Here is a 19,943-nt window from a genome sequence, read left to right as displayed (position 1 = left end):
TTACTACTCCTCAATTGCTAGACGTTAATCAGTGGCTTCTTAGCGGGTACCCCGGGGCGCCGCGGATACTTCCCCGGCGTCTTAGCGACCTTATCGATCACCACCAGGTTGCGCTCCTCTGCTTCCGGCTTGGTTGGCAGGGTCAACTTGGTCGTCCCCGCCACCTGGCCACCCAGCTTGTTAATCGCTCCGGTCGCCAATTTTAACTCATCATTAACGGCGCTGGCCTTGTAAGCCAAAAAGGCCCCACCGACCTTGGCCGCTGGCAGGCACAACTCGCCGAGCACCACCAAGCGGGCCACCGCCCGGGCAGTTACTAAGTCGAACTGTTCGCGGTACGGGCTTCCCTTGGCCGCAAAGGTTTCGGCCCGGTCGTGAACCAGGTGCACCCCGGTCAAGCCGAGGTCATCACACAGGTCGGCCAAGAAGTTGATCCGCTTGTTTAAGGAATCAACGATCGTGACTTCCAACTGGGGAAAGGCGATCTTCAGCGGCAAGGACGGGAAACCCGCCCCGGCCCCAATGTCGCACAAAGTCAGGGCTTGGCTTTGGAGCTTAGGGTAGGCGAAGGCCCCGGTCAAAGAATCGTAAAAGTGTTTCAGGTAAACTTCTGTTTCGGCCGTAATCGCCGTTAGGTTTAAGTGTTCGTTGGTTTGAACCAGCAGCTGATAGTAACGCGCAAACTGCGCCATCTGGGCGTCCGTCAGCGCAATGCCGTGGTCAAGGAGGGCTTGACGAAATTCTTCTGGGTTCATATCTTTTTCCTTTCCGTGAAACATCTTGTTCCACGTTACCCTACCACTTTACCTTAATAAGCCCGTTGTTTCAAGCGATCTCCGGCTTTCTGGCGGGAATCATTTCCCGGGAAATGATGCCAAAAAAGCTGGGAGAAAAGCGTGCTTTTCTCCCAGCTTTTTATTCATTCTCTGAATTTCCCACTCTATTACTTATTCATTGCCGCCACTTCTTCTAAGAACCACTTGTTGAAGGCCGCGGCGTCGATGTCAACGCAGACCTTAGCGTTGACCTTGCCGTCGTGGTAGGCGCCACGAACGTCACCAACCGTAGCCCCAATGGCCGGGCCATCCGTTACCACGTCGATCCACATTTCCTTGGTCGTGAAGGCCTCCGGGTGGAGGAGGTAGAAGATCGTGTTAACGTCGTGCATCGGGTGCCCGTCCTGGTCGTCCCCGTCGTTGTAGTGGGTCACCAGGTCGTGAAGCATCTTGCCGGCTTCGCCCATCTCCAGGAGCTTCTCTTGGCTGGCTGGGGTTAGGAGGGCCTTTAAGGTCACGTCCAGGCCGACCATCACAATCGGTACGCCGGCGTTGTACATGATCTTAGCGGCGTCCGGGTCGGTAAAGACGTTGAACTCAGCGGCCGAGGTCATGTTCCCACCGGAGATGGAACCACCCATCGCCACGATTTGCTTGATGTGGGACTTCACCTCTGGGTACTGGGAGAAGAGCAGGGCGATGTTGGTGTAGGAGCCGGTTGGCACCAGGGTCACCTCATCTTCTGCCATGATGGCGTCGCGCAAGGCTTCGACGGCCGTCTTTGCTAGCGGTTGACCAAAGTCATCGCCGAAGTCGTAACCCGGCATCCCGGATTCCCCGTGAATGCGGGCCGCGTCTTCAAACGGCTTGATTAACGGCGCCACCGCCCCGCCGGCCACCGGGATTTGGTCGTTTTTGCCAAAGAAGTTAACGATCTTTAAGGCGTTGGCGGTCGTCTTATCAACGGTTACGTTCCCAGCCACCGTAGTGATCAGCTTCAGGTCTAGGCTCGGGTCGTTGATCGCCATCGTCAGTGCGGCTGCGTCATCAATTCCTGGGTCAGTATCCATAATAATTTTAGTCGTCATTTTCATTCCTCCAATTTAAGAAAACGCTTTTATTTTAGCGGGAAGAAAAGAGGTTGGGAAAAAACTCGTTTTCTCCTAACCTCTTGTCTAATTTCTTGGCTGTTACACAGATAACGTGGCAACCAACCGCAGGCCTAGTGTCTAAGTACGGACAAAGAACGCTGCTGATGGCACCAACCTTTGCCCTAGCTTAGCCAAACGGCCTGCCGAACGAGTTGGTTCCCACTCCTAGTTCTACCAAACAAACAAACCAACAATTGCGGCGGACAGCAGGGATACTAAGATCCCGGATAACAACAGGTAGCCAATGTTAGTGGCAATGTAGTCGTTATCTTCCTTACCAACCAGACCCTTGAAGGCCCCGATGACCATCCCGAGCGTCCCGAAGTTGGCAAAGGACGTTACGAAGGTGGTCAAAACGGCCTTTAAGTGTTCTGGGTATTGGTTGATGACACCGGTCACCTTACCCATAACAACGAATTCGTTGGTAACCAGCTTCATCCCCATGTCTTGGGAAAGCATCCAGGCTTGGTGCACTGGCAGCCCCATTAACCAGGAGAATGGGAACATGATGACCCCAAGGATGGCTTCCAAGGAGAGTGGCTTCCAGATCAAGGCCAAGAGCTTGTCAATCAAGGCGGCCAAGGCAACAAAGGCTACAACGTTTGCGACGATGATCAGGATTAACCGACCGGCGCCCAAAATAGAATCCCCTAAGAAGGAGAAGAATGGTTCACGCTTTTCGCCTTCTTGCTTGATGGTTTCAATCGTGTCTTCTTCTTCTGGTACAACGATTGGGTTCATTAACGCAGTCGCAATCAGGGCGTTGACAATGTTAATCGGCACCGCCGTTAGGATAAATTGCCCCGGCATCATTTCGATGTAGGCCCCTAAGATCGACGCCGTCACACATGACATTGACATCATGGCGATCGTCAGGTTCCGTTCGCGACTCATCTTCCGTAATTGCATCCCGGAGATGGCCAGAACTTCCGTGTTCCCTAAGAACATCATTTCAACGGCGAAGAAGGATTCAAACTTCGGTTGGCCGGTGATAAAGGACAGGCCCCGTCCGATCCACTTGATGATCCAAGGTAAGACCCCGATGTAAGTCAGGATATCAAACATTGGAACAATCATCAGGATTGGCATCAGTGCCGAACAGATGAAGTTTAAGTTCTTTGCGTCATACCAACCACCAAGGGCGAAGATCGTCCCGGTAGAGGAAATATCAACAATCCAGGCAAAGCCGTCAGCGGCAGCCTTAACCCCGGCACGTCCGGCAGCAGAACCGGTCAAGAACCAAGCCAAGGCCAAGTTGAGGACCACCATGATGGCGATGGCCTTCCAGTTGATCGCTTTCTTGTTCTTGGAGAAGAGGAATCCAATTGCCAAGAAGACAATTATCCCAAGAATATTGATTGCAAGATACATGGGAAAACACCTTTCCTTAATTTAATGAATAATAGCAACAAAGATCCCTCCGCTAGCAAACCAGTGGGGGGAATCATTTCTTAAAGCAAGAATAACATTGATTAAGGAAAAGTAAAGCGCCTCCCTTGGCGATCTTTGTGAAAAATGACAGCGTTTTCCCTAACGTTCGTCAGTACATCGTTTTACATCAACATTCCGGCGTTCGGAAACGGTTCCAAAATTTCACAAACTAATTTTTTAAATTTTCTAACCGGAGCCTGTTAAGCGTGATTTAACAAGCCCCTTTCTGGTATCCCCTAATTTTGTGCACCCGTTTTCACTAAATCAATCGTTTTACTTGGTTAATCGCTAAACCGACCATTTGAGGTCATCGTTCGGATTGCACATTTGCACATAAGATCGCAAAACCGGTGTTAGAAAGACTGATTTGCACAAGAAAGGCTGGGTACCTGGTATAATGTAGATAAGATGCAGATTAGGCCGTGTGCAGTTGGTGCTTACTAGCCAACTAGACCGGTCCCGGGTGCCCATCCAGGCACCCTTTTTTTGTGCCCTCAAAATAAAAAAACTAGCCACCGGGGTGAGGTGGCTAGTGAAGTAATGGAAAGACTGTCTGCCGTTGCGTTTGGACAGTTAAGCTAATTTTGTTTACCTGACGAATTACTTTCGTGTACCAAGGAGATGGCAAAGCGCCATTGCTAAACCGACAACTAGTCTTTAGGAAATTTAATGGGTTGATGTGATGTGGGGTGAGTATTGTTACTACAAATTGTTGATAACAAACGTTGACGAGTGATTCTTCTCGATTAATTAGGCAACGGTACTTGAATCCTTCCACACCTTTATTATAATGAAAGCGCTTTCTAAGTTCAAGCGACAACTAATTTTTTTCGGTCTCCTTTTTGCGCCCCGCTAAGAAGTAGTAGCCAACGAAAAGGCAGGCAAAGAAGACCATTGAAATGATCAAGGAAACCCGGGTTGCTGGCACGATGAAGAGGACAATTAAAACAAAGATAAAGAAGATAATCGTCACCCAGCTAGTGATTGGGTAACCAGGCATCGAAAAGCCGGCGATTCCCTCTGGGTGCTGCTTACGGTAGGCAATGTGGCACCACAAGATAATCAGCCAAACGAAGACGAAGTTGATCGTCGAAACCCCGGAAATGATGTTAAAGATCCCGGCGGGCATGACGTAGTTTAAGATCACGACCACAAACAGGATTAAAGACGAGAAGGTCAGGGCCTTGTTGGGCACCGCCTTGTTGGACAGGTCGGCAAACTTCTCCGGAGCGTTACCACCGGTTGCTAGTGCGTACAGGGAGCGGCTGGTGGAGAAGATGGCGGAGTTGGTGGCTGACATGGCGGCGGTTAAAACCACGAAGTTTAAGATGGCGGCCGCCGACGTCACCCCAATCCCGGTGAAGACCTGAACGAAGGGGCTCGAAGTCGTGGTGATCTTGTTCCATGGGTAGACGGCCATGATGGCGATCATTGACCCGATGTAAAAGAGCCCGATCCGGATTGGCAAGGTGTTAATCGCCTTGGGGATGTCGGTGTTGGGATCGCGGGTTTCCCCAGCGGTCAGCCCCACCATTTCGATCCCCACGAAGGCAAAGACCACCATTTGAAAGGACATCAAGAAACCGTACGCCCCGGTTGGGAACAGCCCCCCGTGGTTAACCAGGTTGGCAAAGGAGGCGTAGCCGGTGTGGGTCTTAGTGTGGAAGAGGACCATGGCTAAGCCGACGACGATCAAGGCAATAATGGCGACGACTTTAATCGTCGAAAACCAGCTTTCTAACTCGCCGAATAACCCGACGTTGACCATATTAACCAGCATCAATAAGGCGACGATTACCAGCGGCCCCACCCATTGTGGCAGGTTGGGGAACCAGTATTTGAGGTAAATCCCGGTCGCCGTTAAATCGGCCATTGCCAGCGATAACCAGCAAGACCAGTACGTCCACCCGGCGATAAATTCCATCCGGTCACCCAAGTACTCCTTGACCGAATCGATAAAGGAGTGCTTGGACGGGTCGGCCAAGAGCAATTCCCCGAGCGCCCGCATCATGAAGAAACAAAAGATCCCCACGATCAGGTAGGTCAAAATAATCGCCGGCCCCGCGGCCCGAATGGCACTCCCGGAACCGAGGAATAGCCCGGTCCCGATGGCGCCCCCAATGGCGATCATCGTAATGTGGCGGCTCTTTAACGAGCGTGACAGCTTTGGTTGCGTTTCAGTTTGCTTATCCATTCTCTCTATCCTCCTGCGTGTGATTTTTGGGAAACCTGGTGATAAAATAAGACGCCCCTGGTAATTAATACCAGGGACGTCATCACACGCGGTTCCACCCATCTTCATAGACTTGTCGTCTACCTCTCGGTCAATAAAGGAACCACCCTTTTTGTACGCGCACATGCCATTCGGTTTGACCGGCTTTGCAGCTCCCACCGGCTCTCTTTGCTAACCTCTAAGTCAACCACCACTGACTAAAGTCAGTGGCTTGTGAGCCGAATATCATCACGGATTTCGAACCACAATTTGCGTAGATAGGGACAACTTATTTGACCAACTGAAATTGTAATCAAACAGCGGTCGTCTAATTACCAACGCCTTTTATGTCCCCAGGTTGCCATAGGGACAGATAAGCTAGGCTAGTTTAGCTATTCCCTTATCAAGAATGTTTTTAGCTGCGTTCCAGTCACGAATATGGTGAATACCACAATTAGGACAAGTCCAGTTTCTATCATCTAATGTTAGTTTGTCCGTCCCATTAGTGCCCATTACAAAGCCACAATCGCGACATGTTTGGGTAGTATTTCTTGGGTTGATTGTGATAAATTGACGCCCATAAAGCTTTGCTTTATAAGCCAACATGCCAAGAAATGTTCGCCAGCCAACGTCAGAAATACTAAGTGCCAAAGCATGATTTTTAAGCAAATTCTTGCTACGCAACTCCTCGGCTACTACTAAATCGTGGTTCTTGATTAATGCGGTAGAAATTTGTTGGAGAAAATTATGCCTTTGGTTCATTACCTTGGCATGGAGTTTAGCGACTAACAAGCGCTGTTTTTGATAATTTTTACTATCTCGTAAAGAACGATGTTCTTTTTTTGCACGTTGTTGCCGTCTAGATAAAATGCGCTGTTCTTTGGCTAATTTGCCTTTAATAGTGCGGTAATATCGTGGATTAGGAACTATGTTGCCTTCACTGTCGGTTAAGAAGTTATCAGTATTAAGATCAATTCCAACATGTCCATGAGTAGCTTTGGACACTTTAACAAAAGATTCATCTGAAGCTAACTGCATTGATAAAAAGAAGCGATCCGCTGAATCTTTAGTCAACGTCACGGTACCAATTCTAGTCTCGCATATTCTTTTCAAAGCCGTGCTTGGAACCGGCAACACGTAACAGTCCTATTTTAGGTACTTTGACATGACTATTATCTAAAAACAGACTGTACCGTTAGTTAGCGCAGCATTTTTTTGCCCCGGGTATTGACAATTGGTTTGATACCGCCAGTGATAACTCTTTCGATGAAATTTGGGAACGCCAGTGGCGTGAACCTTCCGAAAAGCATTCCAAGCTTTTCGATAGTTCTGAATGGCATTAGCTTTCGTCAAACTATCAATTCGTTTATCTTCTAAGAATTGATAGTGATTAGACATTTGCTTAGCGTTTTGGCGCATAGTTAGTTGCTTAATACGATCCTGAACTATGTCAATCGGTAGCTTAACTCTGCGAAGCTGCATCAGTTCCTTATTGATCGCAACCATTTCGTTATAGATAAAGCGACTAGCGTCACTGTTGATTTTAATCAACTGCTTTTGTTGGTCACTAGGATAGCAGCGCATTTTTAGGCCATAATGATATTTCATTTTTGCCATTGACTTCATTTGATTTCACCTCCTTTATTGATATAATAACATTATATCATGATGTCAATGTATTAACAAAGGAGAGCATATTATGACTAAAGAAAAAATCAAAGATGCCATTTATACTCGTCGTTATATCTATAATTTCCATTATCATTTGATCTGGGTAACTAAGTATCGCAATCAGACTTTTACAACCGAGGTCTTATCTAACGAAATGAAAGCTATCTTGCAGCAAGTTGCAGATGACAATGACATCGTAATCGAAAAGATGGAAGTCATGCCGGATCACATTCATATGCTGATCAGTTTTCCGCCAAGCAAAGCTCCGGCTAGTGCCATTAAGGCGCTCAAAGGACGTAGTGCCTATATTTTTTTACAGAATCATCCAGAAATACGATGTAGCCAATATTGGGGCGGTCATCTTTGGTCTCCGAGTTACTATATGAGTACATTGGGCAATATGAGCAAAGAAGTTGTCGAGAAATATATCAATGACCAAAAATATACAGAAACAAACAAAAAGCCCCATAAAGGGGCTCAATAGTGGCCTATCCATCCCATGACTAAAGTCACGGGATTTCCGGCTAATATTAATTAAAATTTAATTTCTATTATAACCGTCGCTGACTAAATGTCAACCGATATACATTGTGAACTACTCGGCCATAAATGACCGAGCTTCTGGGAACAAAAAGGGAAGTGGAAAACAACCTCCTTGGCAGACCGTATGACTAAGCTAGAGCGAACGGTTGGTGCGACACGCACCGTTCTTCGCCCGTACTTAGGTACTAGGTCTGCGGTTGTTTTCCACGTTAGCAGTGTAACAGTCAGTGAAATAAAAGTGACCGGAAGAAAATTTTCTCCCAGCCACTTCCTTAATTACACATTTAAGACCTTGTCCAAGAAGCTCTTGGTGTCAGGGTGTTGCGGGTGATCAAAGATCTCTTCCGGCGTCCCTTGTTCGCGGATCACACCATCATGGAAGAAGACCACGCGATCGGCCACCCGCTTGGCAAAGCCCATTTCGTGGGTCACGACGATCATCGTCATCCCCTGCTTAGCCAAGGTTTGCATAACCTCCAGCACGTCCCCCACCATTTCTGGGTCCAGCGCACTGGTTGGCTCGTCAAAGAGCATCACGTCCGGCTTCATCGCCAGGGCCCGGGCAATTGCCACCCGCTGCTTTTCTCCCCCGGACAGCGTCGTCGGATAAACATCGGCCTTGTCCTTTAAGCCCACGACGTCCAAGGACTTGAGGGCGGCTTCGTCCGCCTCTTCTTTGGTCATCTTCTTGAGCTGGGTAGGGGCCAGCGTGATGTTTTGCTTAACGGTCATGTTCGGGAAAAGGTTAAATTGTTGGAACACCATCCCGATGTTTTGGCGCACCAAGTCGATATTGGTGTGCTTGTCGGCAATGTCGTAACCATCGATGTAAACGTGGCCGGAGTTGGTTTCTTCCAACCGGTTCAAGCACCGCAAGAAGGTACTCTTCCCCGACCCGGACGGCCCGATCATGCAGACCACTTCGTTTGGTAACACGTTGAGGCTAATGCCCTTTAAGACCTCGTTATTGCCATAGCTCTTATGGAGGTCCACTACTTGAACTTTGTATTTCTTATCCATAATTTAAGCCATCTTTCTTTGTACGTAGTTTGAAAGCCAAGTCAACAGGGTGATGATGATGATGTAGATCACCCCAATGATTAACCATATCTTGAACCCTTCCATGTTCCGGGCGATGATGACCGTCCCGGTTTGGGTCAGTTCCATGACCCCGATTGCCGAAAGGATTGACGTGTCCTTTAAGGTGATGATCAATTGGTTAACCAAGGACGGCACCATGATCTTGATCCCTTGTGGCATGATCACCTTCACTAAGGTCTTGTAGTACGGTAGCCCCAGTGAACGAGCGGCTTCCCACTGCCCGCGGTCAACGGCTTGGAAACCACCCTTAACGATCGCCCCGACGTAGGCCCCTTCGTCAAGCATCAGGGTCAAAATTCCGGCGGTAAAGAGCGGAATCTTGTGGCCGATTACGGACGGCATCCCGATGTAAATGAAGAAGGCCAAGACGATCATTGGCATCCCCCGGAAGATGTAGATGATGACAGAAGAAATCGACGAGAAGATCTTCCTGTCGGAGATCCCCATCACCCCGAGGATGCCCCCGAACAAGATGGCTAAGGCTACCCCGACGACGGTCAGGAGCAGGGTTTCACCCAGCCCGCTTAAGAGGGCGTCCTTGTTGGACTTGATCAGACCCCAAACGCTCCGGTCGCTGTCCGTTTCGGTCTTGGCAGCGTCACCCTTAGTGTACTTGTTGATGATCTTTTGCATCCGACCCGTTTCCTTGAGCCAGGTGATCCCGTCGTTTAACTTGTTGAGCAGTTCTTGGTTTTGCCCCTTCTTAACCCCCATGGCCACTGGCGTCGAGTTAATTTCCTTGGTGACGATCTTAAGCTTGATCCCGTTTCGGATCCCGTATTGCAGAACCGGGCCATCATCGAAGGTGGCCGCGGCGTTGCCGTTCATCACGTCGTTCCACATCGTGTTGGAGGTGTTGAAGTACTTCACCTTAAAGCCGTACTTGTCCTTAACCGAGTTAGCGTAAATGGCGCTGGCGGTCCCGGACTTAACGTCGACGGTCTTACCCTTTAACTGGCTGAGCTTGGTGATCTTACTGTTTTCCGGCACCGCCATTACGACCCCGTCAGTGTAGTAGGACTTGGAGAAGTCGATCTTGGCCTTCCGTTCGTCGGTAACCGACATCCCACCCATGCTAGCATCGATTTGACCAGCTTCCAACGCCGTTAAGGTGGCGTTAAAAGACATGATCTTTAAGTTGTACTTAAATCCTTCGTGCTTGGCGATTTCGCGCAGCATCTCAATTTCAATCCCGGGGTTTTTCCCGTTGTAGGTCCCGTTTTTATCTTGAATTTCGAAGGGTTCGAATGTGTCGACCGTCCCGATCGTGTAGGTCTTTTCGGCGTGTGCAGGTTCACTGCCGACCACCATCAATCCGAGTATGACTCCGGCGACTACGGCCAGACTAGTTAGCCCACGTTTGAGCCAATGCTTCATCCTTACCACTCCCTTACAATATCATTAGATTTTAAAGTTACTATTTATTACTTTATCACTTGTAAACCTTAACGAAAAGTAAAGTTGCCCAAAACCGTCAATTAAAAGGTTGTAATCATTTCCTTAGAATAAATATTAAGCTCAACTCCGCTAAAAACTTAATTTTGTAAAGTCTAAATCTGGTTGACACCGGTTAGTTCCCGTGGTAAATTCACCAATAGTTACATTGTGATGGGAACCCAGTAGAAGCCGTCCCGCTGGCCAAGGGAGCTAATGGTGGTTGGAAATTAGCGCACGGGCGGTCTTCGAATTACACTCCCATCAATTTTTAATCTAATCCGCGTTAAATGAGGTGCGTTTTTACGCATAAAAATGGGTGGTACCACGGCTGAGTCGTCCCTGTGCTAAGGCATAGAGGCGCTCTTTTTTCATTTAAAACGGAAACGCCATTACTTTGGAGGACCATTATGAACATTATCGATGAATTGAAGTGGCGCGGGGCCTTAAACCAAGCCACCGACGAAGAAGGCTTACGGGAACTGACCGAAGAAAAGAAGATTGCCCTGTACTGTGGGACCGACCCGTCCGGTGACAGTCTACACATCGGCCATTTAATTCCCTTCATGATGCTCAAGCGGTTCCAATTAGCCGGTCACAAGCCGGTGATCCTGATTGGGGGAGGGACCGGGGCCATCGGGGATCCCTCCGGGCGCAAGACGGAACGGGACCTGGAAACGAGGTCCAAACTAGAACAAAACGTCCAATCCCTGACCAAGCAAATGATCCGCTTGTTCGGGACCGAAAACTTTACGATCGTTAACAACTACGACTGGCTGTCCAAGTTCACCATGATCGACTTCTTGCGCGACTACGGGAAGCTCTTCAACTTAAACACGATGCTCAACAAGGAAGTTGTCGCCTCCCGCCTGGACGCCGGGATCTCCTTTACCGAATTTACCTACCAAATCCTACAAGCGATCGACTTCTTGCACCTCTACCGCCACAACGACGTCCAACTCCAAATCGGGGGGTCCGACCAGTGGGGGAACATTACGTCGGGGATCGACCTGATTCACAAGGTTGAAGGCAGCGACACCAAGGTCTTCGGGGTAACGATTCCGCTGATGCTCAAGGCCGACGGGACCAAGTTCGGTAAGACCGCCGGGGGAGCCGTTTGGCTTGATCCCGAAAAGACCTCGCCGTACGAATTCTACCAATTCTGGTTGAACCAAGATGACCGCGACGTTGTGAAGTACCTCAAGTACTTCACCTTCTTATCCCAAGAAGAAATCGCCGGCTTAGAAGAAAAGGTCCAGACCGAACCGTGGAAGCGTGAAGCACAACGCCGCTTAGCCCAGGAAGTGACCACCTTCGTTCACGGCCAAGCCGCTACCGATCAGGCCGAAAAGATCTCGGCCATCCTCTTCTCCGGTAACATCCAAGACCTGACGACGGCCGAAGTTGAACAGGCCTTTGCCGGCACCCCGAGCGTCGAGGTCAGTGCCGAACCGGCCAACATCGTCGACTGGCTGGTCGACACTAAGATCGAACCTTCCAAGCGCCAGGCCCGCGAAGACGTCAAGAACGGCGCCATTCGCGTTAACGGCGAGAAGGTGACTGACCTTGAGGCCACCCTTGACCCCACCGCTAAGTTTGACGGTAAGTACGTGGTCATCCGGCGCGGTAAGAAGAACTACACCCTGGCAAAAGTCCACGCCTAGGTCTTTTCAAGAACCTAAGCAGGGCTTACAATAGTCAATAATCAGACCGGGAAAACAGTAGAAGGTGCTCAAACAGAGACGGCTGACCTTGGTGAAACAGCCGGCGCCCCTTCGAATTGGAGCCGCGGTCAACATTGCAATACACCAATAAGTGACGGGAATTTCCCCGTAAGATAGGTGGCACCGCGGTCATTCGTCCTATCCTCCTCGGGGGGTGGGGCGTTTTTTATTGGCGCCACCACGGAAAGGAATTTAATATGAAAAAGAAAGTTATTTTAACCGGTGACCGCCCCACCGGCAAACTCCACATCGGGCATTACGTTGGTTCCCTGCGCGAACGGGTCAAGATGCAAGAAAGCGGCGAATACGATCCCTTCATCATGATCGCCGACCAACAAGCCCTAACCGATAACGCCCGCGACCCCGAAAAGATCCGCCGCTCCCTGACCGAAGTGGCCCTCGACTACCTGGCGGTGGGCCTGGACCCGGCCAAGTCGACCCTCTTCGTGCAATCCCAGATTCCGGCCCTGGCCGAACTGAACTTGTACTACCTCAACCTGGTGACCGTTTCCCGCTTGGAACGTAACCCGACCGTTAAGGCCGAAATCCAACAAAAGAACTTTAACCGCTCGATCCCGGCCGGTTTCTTCACCTACCCGGTCAGCCAAACCGCCGACATCACCGCCTTTAAGGCCAACCTGGTGCCGGTTGGTGACGACCAAGAACCGATGCTGGAACAGGCCCGCGAAATCGTCCGGACCTTTAACTCCATCTACGGCGAAGTGCTGGTCGAACCAGAAGGGGTCTTCCCGCCAAAGGGGCAGGGCCGGATCCCTGGTTTGGACGGTAACGCCAAGATGAGCAAGTCACTGGGCAACGCCATCTACTTATCCGATGACGAAGACACCCTAAAGAAAAAGGTCATGTCGATGTACACTGACCCGAACCACATTCACGTCGAAGACCCGGGCCAAGTCGAAGGCAACGTCGTTTTCACCTACCTAGACATCTTCGACAAGGACACCGCTAAGGTCCAAGAGCTAAAGGACCACTACCGCCACGGTGGCCTGGGGGACGTCAAGATTAAGCGTTACCTGATGGAAGTCCTTAACGCCGAGTTAGCCCCGATCCGACAACGGCGCGCCGAATTCGCCAAGGACCTCCCCACCGTCATGGACATGTTAAAGGCCGGCAGCGACCGGGCCAACCAAGTCGCCGCCCAGACCCTGGATGAAGTCAAGGATGCGATGGGGTTAAACTACTTCAAGTAGGATTTATTGCCCGGGAAATATGGGTAAATCAAAATAAAGCTCCGGCACTGCTGTAAGGCGGTGCTGGAGCTTTTTAATACGAAAAAAACCACCCGCAAACTGCGAATGGCTTTGAAAAGTGACCCGTACGGGATTCGAACCCATGATACCACCGTGAAAGGGTGGTGTCTTAACCACTTGACCAACGGGTCATTTAAGGACGGATATGATCTTATCAACTATTCGCCCAAAAGGCAAGTAAAATGGTCGAATTAATCTAAAAAATAACCGCCTTAGCCCGGCAAAGCTAGCGGTTATTTAACCAAATTGCATGCCACCGTTTTTGACGGCGCTACTCGGGAGGCCCTTCACAGCCTCCTTTTTATATTGTCATTATGGCACGGCGATCGGGGCGGTCAACTAGCTACCCTTTTAAAATCCAAAGCGGGGACGTTTCCTGATGGTTACGTTCCCGCTTTTTTGTAAACAACCAGCAGGCCTGCGGTTGTTTGCCACTCTCTTTTTACTTGTTGTTAAACGGCACGGCGTTTTCCTTGGTGATCTTGGTGATGCCGTGGAAGTACGGTACCAGCACTTCTGGAATCGTCACGGAGCCGTCTTCGTTTTGGTAGTTTTCTAAGATGGCCGCCAACGTCCGCCCAACGGCTAAACCAGAACCGTTCAGGGTGTGCACGTATTGGAGCTTACCGTTTTCGTCCCGGTATTGCATGTGCAGGCGCCGGGCTTGGAAGTCCAAGCAGTTGGAGCAAGAGGAAACTTCCCGGTACTTATTTTGGGCCGGCATCCACAGTTCCAGGTCGTGGGTTTCGGAGGCCGTGAAGCTCATGTCCGAAGTCGTCAGGGTGATGACGTGGTACGGCAGGCCGAGCTTTTGGAGGATGTTTTCGGCGTTGGCCGTCATCTTGTCGAGTTCTTCCCAGGATTGATCTTGCTTGGTGTACTTAACCATTTCGACCTTGTTGAATTGGTGCATCCGGATCAACCCGCGGGTATCGCGACCAGCTGACCCAGCTTCGGAACGGAAGCTAGGCGTCAAGGCCGTCACGTAAACCGGCAGCTTTTCTGCGGGGATCACTTCGCCGGCAAAGTAGTTGGTCAACGGAACTTCGGCGGTCGGGATCAGGGTCATGTCTTCGCCGTTCACTTGGTAAACGTCCTGCTTAAACTTCGGGAATTGACCGGTCCCGTACATCGCGTGAGCATTGACGATGTACGGCGGCAAGACTTCGGTGTAGCCTTCCTTCATGTGTTCATCGAGCATGAAGTTGTACAGCGCCCGTTCTAATTGAGCCCCGAGGCCGACGTAGTAGACGAAGCGGGAGCCAGAAACCTTACCGGCCCGTTCAAAGTCCAAAATCCCGAGGTTTTCGCCGATTTCCCAGTGGTGCTTTGGTTCAAAGTCGAATTGACGGGCTTGACCTACCTTACGCAGTTCTTCGGCCCCATCTTCGGTCAGGCTAACCGGCACCCCTTCGTGAGGGACGTTCGGCAGGTGGGCTAGCTTGTCAAAGAGGTCCTTGTCGTTTGCTTCCACCTGTTCGTCTAAGGCCTTGATGTCTTCGCCGACTTGGCGCATCTCGGCAATTGCTTCGTCAGCGGATTGCTTGGCCCGCTTAGCTTCCCCGATCTTCTTGGAGGCTTCGTTACGCTTGGCCTTCAGGGTTTCGGTTTGTTGCAGGAGTTCGCGCCGCTTGGCGTCCAGTTCCAGCACGGCGTCGATTTCTTCTGGTTGAACGCCCCGGGTGGCCAGCTTTTCTTTGAACCAGTCCGGTTGTTGGCGAATTTGCTTGATGTCTAACATTGAAATTCCTCCTTATGAATGCAAAAGAGCCACCCGTTCCACAGTTGGGACGAAATGGCTCTTGTTCCGCGGTACCACCCAAGTTTGCTGAAATCAGCACGCTCTATGGTGAATAACGGCCACCAGACCGTGCGGCATTACCCGCCCACATTGATGGTGCCGGAGTTTCGGAAGCTGGCTTCCACCACCCGCCAGCTCTCTTGGTTCCTACTTGAAGCACCCCGTGTTTTGAAATTACAGCCATTTTAATATAGTCGCTCGTCCTTGGCAACTATTTCCCGGGAAATTAGTCCGTTGCCAGGTGATATTTAACCTTGCTGCGCCCATTCTCCGCGATCACCTGTAACTGATCGGGGATCTGCTCCTCCAGCTCGGTCACGTGGCTGATGATCCCAATCATTCGGTTGCCGTCAAGGCTTTGCAAGGTATCCAGGGCTTCACCCAGGGCGTCTTGATCTAGGGAGCCGAACCCTTCGTCAACGAAGAGGGCTTCGATTTCAACGCCCCCATGGTGGCGCTGAACGACTTCCCCGAGGGCCAACGCCAGCGCCAGGGCGGTCAAGAAGCTCTCACCCCCCGACAGGCTTTGCACCTTGCGCGCTTTGCCGGCGTAGTCATCGTCGGCGTAAATTTCCAACCCGTTTTTGTTCTGCCGCCCCTTAAAGTCGGCTTCCCCATCCAGGTGCATTTGGTAGCGACCGTGGGTTAACTTAGCTAGCCACTGGTTAGCGACCGCCAAGACCTCGGTAAAGTAGTGGCGTTGGACATACCGCTGCAAGCCTAACTGGGTCCCGCCCTGCCCCTTGAGTAGGGCGCACAGGCTGGAAAGTTCCCGCAGTTGGCGCTCGGTGTCGCCCTGCTTAGCCGCCTTTTTTTCGACTTGTTGTTTAATTTCCTTGATCCGCGTCAGGGCGTTGCCTTGTTCAATCACCGCCCCTTTGAGCTGGTCCAACTTCACCTGGGCTTTCTTCAACTGCCCCGCCGTCTTTTCCACGTCCGGCTTGGGCCGGCCGGCGATTTGTTCCACCAACCGTTGGCGCTGGTCGGCCAGGCTCGCCAGCCGTTGACGGTAGTCGTTGACCTCCCTTTGGCGGGCCGCCAGTTCCGGAACGCGGGCCAGGGCCCGTTCAAAGACCTCCCACGCTGCTTGGCGTTCTGCTAGGGCCGCCGTTAGTTCCCGCTTGCGTTGGTCCACTTCGGCTGCGGTCGCTTTGGCGCTGTCCGCTAGCTGCTGGCTCGTGGTGGTCAGTTGGGTTAATTGGGTTTGGGCCCGACTAAGGGCGTCCTGGTTTTGCGTTTGCTGGCTGGCAAAGTCCGCTAACGCCTGTTCCTCTTCCTTTAGCCACCGCTCGGCACTCGCCAGGTCCGGCAGTTCGGCGGGCAACTGGCCCTGCTTGTTAACTAACTCGGTTTGGGTTTGGTTGACGTTCAGGCGCCCTTCATTGACCGCTGCTTGCAGTTCCTGGTACTTTGCTTGCCCCGCCTGGATCTGCTTGGTCAGGCTTACCTGGCGTTGCTGGTTTTCCGTTTCCTTAGCTTGGGCGTTTTGCAATTCCTGGCGGTCGTGGTCCAGCGCCGCGACGGCTTCGGCCACGGCCGCCGTGGCTGCCTCCAGGTCACCCGCTGGGCTTGTCACGGCTTGGCAAAGCGTTGCCAATTCGTCTTGGAAAGTTGCCCGTCCCTTTTCTAGCTGGCTGTCTTGGTTCGCTTGCCGCGTGGTTAAAGTCGCCAGGGTCGTTTCCGCCTTGGTCACTTTCGCCTGGGCCGCATCTAGCGTTACCTCGGTTACTTCCTGGCCCGTTTGCACCGCCGTGGCGACGTGGGGGTGGGTGGTACTCCCGCAAATCGGGCAGGCCTCCCCTTCCTCCAGCTCGCTAGCCAGGGTTGCAATCATGGCGGCGAGGTGGGCCTTCTTCTTTTCTTTAAGGTCCGCTTGAGCGGCTTGGGCGGTTTTTTTAGCCTCGGCAAGCTGAGCGTTTAGGTCACGCAGGGCTTGCTCCTGGTTGGCCAGCTCCTTGGCTTGCTCCCCGAGGGCGGTCACTGCCTGTTGCCAGCGGACTACTTGTTGGACCCTGGTGGCAATCGTAACCGCCGCTTGGGTCAGGTCGGGAGCGGCTTGGAGTTCCTGATCCACCCGGTCTAACTCGGCCTGTAACTTAGTCAGGGCGCTCGTTTGGTCACTAACCGTCCGTTCTTGTTCAACTTGGGCCCGGCGCTCTTTTTCCAGCCGCTTACTTAGGGCGGCCACCTCTTCAAAGAGGGGGAGCTTCTCTCGAATGTTGGCCACTTGGCGTTGGCGTTCTTGGACGGCCGGTTCTTGTTCCTTTAACCGTTCGGCCACTTGGGTCAATTCTTGCACCCGCACCTTAACCGCGGCTTGTTTTTGTTCACACGCCGCTTGCTGCTTGGTGAGGTCCGCCAGTTTGGTCGTCCCGGCTTGCCACTCGTGGTATGCCGTTTGGTGTTGTTGGGCCCACGCCGTTTCTTCGTTTTCGTCGGCCAAGCGTTTAATTTGCGGCGCCCGTTCTTTAAGCTCCACTTGTTGCGTTTCACAGGAAACTAACGCAGCGTGGTCCTCGGCCAAGCGCCGTTCCGCGGTCAACTGGGCTTGCAACTGGTCGGCCGCTTTTTGTGCCGTGGTTACTTGTTCGGTAACCGCCCTTAGCTCCGCCTTTTTTTCGGTCAGCAGGTCCCCGACCGCCACTTGCCACTGGTCGAGCTCTAGCTGGTCGCTAACCCCGTCAACTTGGCCCATCAGGACCTTGAGCTGACTGGTGATGTCTTGGGTTTGATCACGCATACTTTTGGCGCGCTCATCCAGCTTCGTGACCCAGTTGGTGTAGAGCTGGGTTTGAAAGAGGGTGGTGAGGATCTCTTCTTTGGTCTTGGAATCCGCCATTAAAAAGCGTTGCACCTCGCCCTGGGGCAGGATGATCAGCTGGCGGAACTGACTGGCGTTGACCCCCAAAAGGTCCTGAACGAACTGATTGACCTCGGTGATCTTCGTCAACTCACGGGGGTTTTCAGCGCCAACTGGGTACACTAGCGAAACCTTTGGGTCGTATTGCTTTTCCCCCTTGCCCCGGGTCATCGTCAGGACTTGCCGTGGCCGCCGGTAGACTTGGTAGGTGACCCCCTTATGTTCAAATAGGAAGGTTACCTCGGTCACCTGCTTGGGGGTCGCAAAGTCGGAGCGAAACATTTCGGCCGACCGGCGCTCGTTGGAGGCGTTGCCGTACAGGGCCACGCACATGGCGTCAAAGATGGTCGTCTTCCCGCTCCCGGTGTCGCCGGCAATCAGGTATAACGGGCTAGCGTCAAACCTGGTGAAGTCAATCGTGGTGTCTTCGTACGGCCCAAAGTAGTGCATCGTTAACTTGAGTGGTTTCATCCTTCCTCCTCCTTTTGGGCTGCTAGCAGGGCGTCTTTGGCCCACTGGCGCTGGTTATCGCTTAACTCTTCGCCGGTTACCTGGTGGTAAAAGTCACTCAACAGGGCCAGCGGATCCTTGTTTTCCAAGTCCTGCGCGGGCGCCGCTAGATCACTCTGGTCAGCGGCCTTGTTCACCCGGCTAAGGGCAATGATTTTAGGGTAGTAGTGGCGCAGCTTGTTCATCAAATCCGGGATCGGCGCCGTATCGGTCAACTCAATTACAAAAAAGTCGTCCTCCTGGTAGTGGCTGGCGTACTCCACCGTTGCCAGTTCGTCAAAGGAGCCGGTTAGCTTCACTAGGTCGTGGAGCGGCTCTAAGGGGACCCACTGAAGGTTAAAGGGCTGGGTGTCAACGATCCAGACGCCCTTATCGAGGTTGACCTCGCTCGCCGAAAACTTGAGCGGTGATCCGGCGTACTTAACCCGCGGTGCTTGAAGGGCGTTTTTATTGTGCAAGTGGCCCAACGCCACGTAATCAAAGGGTGCCATCAGGTCAACCGGTACCGCATCGAGGCCCCCCACCTCGGTTTGGGTTTCCGAATCGGTGTGGCTGGATCCGGCCGCAAAGAAGTGGGCCACCAAGACGTGGGCGCGGTCCGGGTCAAATTCTTCTTCCATCTTAGTCACGATCCGGGCCATTGCCGTTTTCAAATCCCTGATCTCCGGGTCACCAAAGTAATTACGTACCTCCTGGAGGCCAAAAAAGGGCAGCAAGAAGAACTGGGTGTCGCCCAGGGTGACCGGCTCTTCGATGGCCTGGGCGACCGTGGTGTGCATAAAGAAGTTGGTCGCCTTAAACCAGTCCCCCCCGGTGGCTAAACGGACCGCCGAATCGTGGTTGCCCGAGACCGCCAAGAGTGGCCAACCTTCCTTAAGATTCATTTGAATTAAGTCTTTATTTAACTCTTCGACCGCCTCTTCGCTTGGAACTGAGCGGTCGTAAAGGTCCCCGGCGACCACCACAGCATCAACTTTATAATCCTTTGCTAATTGATTAATTTTTAAGAAGGCGTCGTGCTGTTCGGCCAGTAAATCGAACCCATTCAACTTTTTACCAACGTGCCAATCGGCAGTGTGTAGAAACCTCATCCGTTCCCCCTCCTCTGAACATGTGTTTGTTTAATTATTTTAAACTTCCTTCCGGGGCTGGTCAACGCTTGGTAGCTTGGTCTTAGTTTACAATCTTTACTCATCACTCTAAAATTGAGTCAAGTTTATATTTTAACCACAATTTAAGTATTTTTTATTCAAAAAAAGAGTAAAATTAAGCCTTGGTTAACCCAGAACAATACCCAGAAAGGAGCACCGCTGACCATGCTGAAGGATCATCCTGCGGTGGCGTTTTGTTTGCGAACGCTTTTTTATTTTGCTGTCTTGATGGTGCTGATCTACATGTACGGCTACTTTGGGGCCGGACAAGCTCCGTTTATCTACAATGAGTTCTAAAAGGAGTAAT

General features: G+C 51.7%; 13 protein-coding genes, 1 tRNA gene and 1 pseudogene. 4 read left to right on the top strand and 11 right to left on the bottom strand.

All coding sequences use genetic code 11. The annotated features are described in order from the left end of the window. Nucleotides 1–17 precede the first annotated feature (17 nt). The 5 genes and pseudogenes from rsmG to FG166_RS00700 form a co-directional block, all read right to left on the bottom strand. Nucleotides 18–755: a 16S rRNA (guanine(527)-N(7))-methyltransferase RsmG gene (gene rsmG / locus FG166_RS00720; RefSeq protein ID WP_035430894.1), complete on the bottom strand. Its 738-nt coding sequence runs from the start codon at nt 753–755 to the stop codon at nt 18–20. A gap of 188 nt (nt 756–943) precedes the next feature. Continuing rightward, complete coding sequence (rihC, locus tag FG166_RS00715) at nt 944–1,864, bottom strand: ribonucleoside hydrolase RihC (protein ID WP_003685735.1); 921 nt, start codon at nt 1,862–1,864, stop codon at nt 944–946. Nucleotides 1,865–2,098: 234 nt separating this feature from the next. Further along, nucleotides 2,099–3,298, bottom strand: coding sequence for a NupC/NupG family nucleoside CNT transporter (locus FG166_RS00710; protein WP_003682411.1), 1,200 nt, complete (start codon nt 3,296–3,298; stop codon nt 2,099–2,101). An 880-nt stretch (nt 3,299–4,178) separates the two neighbouring features. Continuing rightward, complete coding sequence (locus FG166_RS00705) at nt 4,179–5,552, bottom strand: amino acid permease (RefSeq protein WP_035430868.1); 1,374 nt, start codon at nt 5,550–5,552, stop codon at nt 4,179–4,181. A gap of 396 nt (nt 5,553–5,948) precedes the next feature. Beyond that, nucleotides 5,949–7,196, bottom strand: a pseudogene (locus tag FG166_RS00700) (RNA-guided endonuclease InsQ/TnpB family protein). Nucleotides 7,197–7,269: 73 nt separating this feature from the next. Here FG166_RS00700 and tnpA point away from each other — a divergent pair. Then, on the top strand, nt 7,270–7,725 hold the full coding sequence (tnpA, locus tag FG166_RS00695; protein ID WP_015638493.1) for an IS200/IS605 family transposase: 456 nt from the start codon (nt 7,270–7,272) through the stop codon (nt 7,723–7,725). A gap of 335 nt (nt 7,726–8,060) precedes the next feature. On the opposite strand, the gene FG166_RS00690 is transcribed toward tnpA, so the two are convergent. Continuing rightward, entirely contained in the window at nt 8,061–8,804 is a 744-nt protein-coding gene (locus FG166_RS00690; protein ID WP_003682409.1) for an amino acid ABC transporter ATP-binding protein, read from the bottom strand. A 3-nt stretch (nt 8,805–8,807) separates the two neighbouring features. Then, on the bottom strand, nt 8,808–10,262 hold the full coding sequence (locus FG166_RS00685; RefSeq protein WP_003682408.1) for an ABC transporter substrate-binding protein/permease: 1,455 nt from the start codon (nt 10,260–10,262) through the stop codon (nt 8,808–8,810). Nucleotides 10,263–10,729: 467 nt separating this feature from the next. Here FG166_RS00685 and tyrS point away from each other — a divergent pair, with 467 nt between their 5' ends. Beyond that, the gene (tyrS, locus tag FG166_RS00680) at nt 10,730–11,983 is read left to right on the top strand and encodes a tyrosine--tRNA ligase (protein ID WP_003682407.1); all 1,254 of its coding nucleotides are present in this window, start codon (nt 10,730–10,732) and stop codon (nt 11,981–11,983) included. A gap of 257 nt (nt 11,984–12,240) precedes the next feature. Beyond that, a complete protein-coding gene (gene trpS, locus FG166_RS00675) occupies nt 12,241–13,254 on the top strand; it encodes a tryptophan--tRNA ligase (protein WP_003682401.1) in 1,014 nt (337 codons plus the stop codon). A 119-nt stretch (nt 13,255–13,373) separates the two neighbouring features. On the opposite strand, the gene FG166_RS00670 is transcribed toward trpS, so the two are convergent. From FG166_RS00670 to FG166_RS00655, 4 genes are all read right to left on the bottom strand, one after another. After that, nucleotides 13,374–13,445 (bottom strand) — tRNA-Glu (locus tag FG166_RS00670). A gap of 311 nt (nt 13,446–13,756) precedes the next feature. Further along, nucleotides 13,757–15,055, bottom strand: coding sequence for a serine--tRNA ligase (serS, locus tag FG166_RS00665; RefSeq protein ID WP_003682400.1), 1,299 nt, complete (start codon nt 15,053–15,055; stop codon nt 13,757–13,759). 286 nt (nt 15,056–15,341) lie between these two features. Further along, nucleotides 15,342–18,446, bottom strand: coding sequence for an AAA family ATPase (locus tag FG166_RS00660; protein WP_003682398.1), 3,105 nt, complete (start codon nt 18,444–18,446; stop codon nt 15,342–15,344). Next, complete coding sequence (locus FG166_RS00655) at nt 18,443–19,576, bottom strand: exonuclease SbcCD subunit D (RefSeq protein ID WP_003682397.1); 1,134 nt, start codon at nt 19,574–19,576, stop codon at nt 18,443–18,445. Before FG166_RS00655 ends, FG166_RS00660 begins: the two co-directional genes overlap by 4 nt. Before the next feature lie 225 nt (nt 19,577–19,801). Here FG166_RS00655 and FG166_RS00650 point away from each other — a divergent pair, with 225 nt between their 5' ends. Beyond that, a complete protein-coding gene (locus FG166_RS00650; protein WP_003682395.1) occupies nt 19,802–19,933 on the top strand; it encodes a teichoic acid D-Ala incorporation-associated protein DltX in 132 nt (43 codons plus the stop codon). Nucleotides 19,934–19,943: the final 10 nt, after the last annotated feature.

The organism is Limosilactobacillus fermentum (assembly GCF_013394085.1).
Lineage (GTDB): Bacteria > Bacillota > Bacilli > Lactobacillales > Lactobacillaceae > Limosilactobacillus > Limosilactobacillus fermentum.
Note: the sequence above shows the minus strand (reverse complement) of the source record. Positions and strands in the feature narration are given on the sequence as shown.

What these genes read in the sequence shown, in the direction of transcription:
- rsmG (WP_035430894.1), bottom strand. Translation starts at nt 755, where the DNA reads ATGAACCCAGAAGAATTTCGTCAAGCCCTCCTTGACCACGGCATTGCG.
- rihC (WP_003685735.1), bottom strand. Translation starts at nt 1,864, where the DNA reads ATGACGACTAAAATTATTATGGATACTGACCCAGGAATTGATGACGCA.
- FG166_RS00710 (WP_003682411.1), bottom strand. Translation starts at nt 3,298, where the DNA reads ATGTATCTTGCAATCAATATTCTTGGGATAATTGTCTTCTTGGCAATT.
- FG166_RS00705 (WP_035430868.1), bottom strand. Translation starts at nt 5,552, where the DNA reads ATGGATAAGCAAACTGAAACGCAACCAAAGCTGTCACGCTCGTTAAAG.
- tnpA (WP_015638493.1), top strand. Translation starts at nt 7,270, where the DNA reads ATGACTAAAGAAAAAATCAAAGATGCCATTTATACTCGTCGTTATATC.
- FG166_RS00690 (WP_003682409.1), bottom strand. Translation starts at nt 8,804, where the DNA reads ATGGATAAGAAATACAAAGTTCAAGTAGTGGACCTCCATAAGAGCTAT.
- FG166_RS00685 (WP_003682408.1), bottom strand. Translation starts at nt 10,262, where the DNA reads ATGAAGCATTGGCTCAAACGTGGGCTAACTAGTCTGGCCGTAGTCGCC.
- tyrS (WP_003682407.1), top strand. Translation starts at nt 10,730, where the DNA reads ATGAACATTATCGATGAATTGAAGTGGCGCGGGGCCTTAAACCAAGCC.
- trpS (WP_003682401.1), top strand. Translation starts at nt 12,241, where the DNA reads ATGAAAAAGAAAGTTATTTTAACCGGTGACCGCCCCACCGGCAAACTC.
- serS (WP_003682400.1), bottom strand. Translation starts at nt 15,055, where the DNA reads ATGTTAGACATCAAGCAAATTCGCCAACAACCGGACTGGTTCAAAGAA.
- FG166_RS00660 (WP_003682398.1), bottom strand. Translation starts at nt 18,446, where the DNA reads ATGAAACCACTCAAGTTAACGATGCACTACTTTGGGCCGTACGAAGAC.
- FG166_RS00655 (WP_003682397.1), bottom strand. Translation starts at nt 19,576, where the DNA reads ATGAGGTTTCTACACACTGCCGATTGGCACGTTGGTAAAAAGTTGAAT.
- FG166_RS00650 (WP_003682395.1), top strand. Translation starts at nt 19,802, where the DNA reads ATGCTGAAGGATCATCCTGCGGTGGCGTTTTGTTTGCGAACGCTTTTT.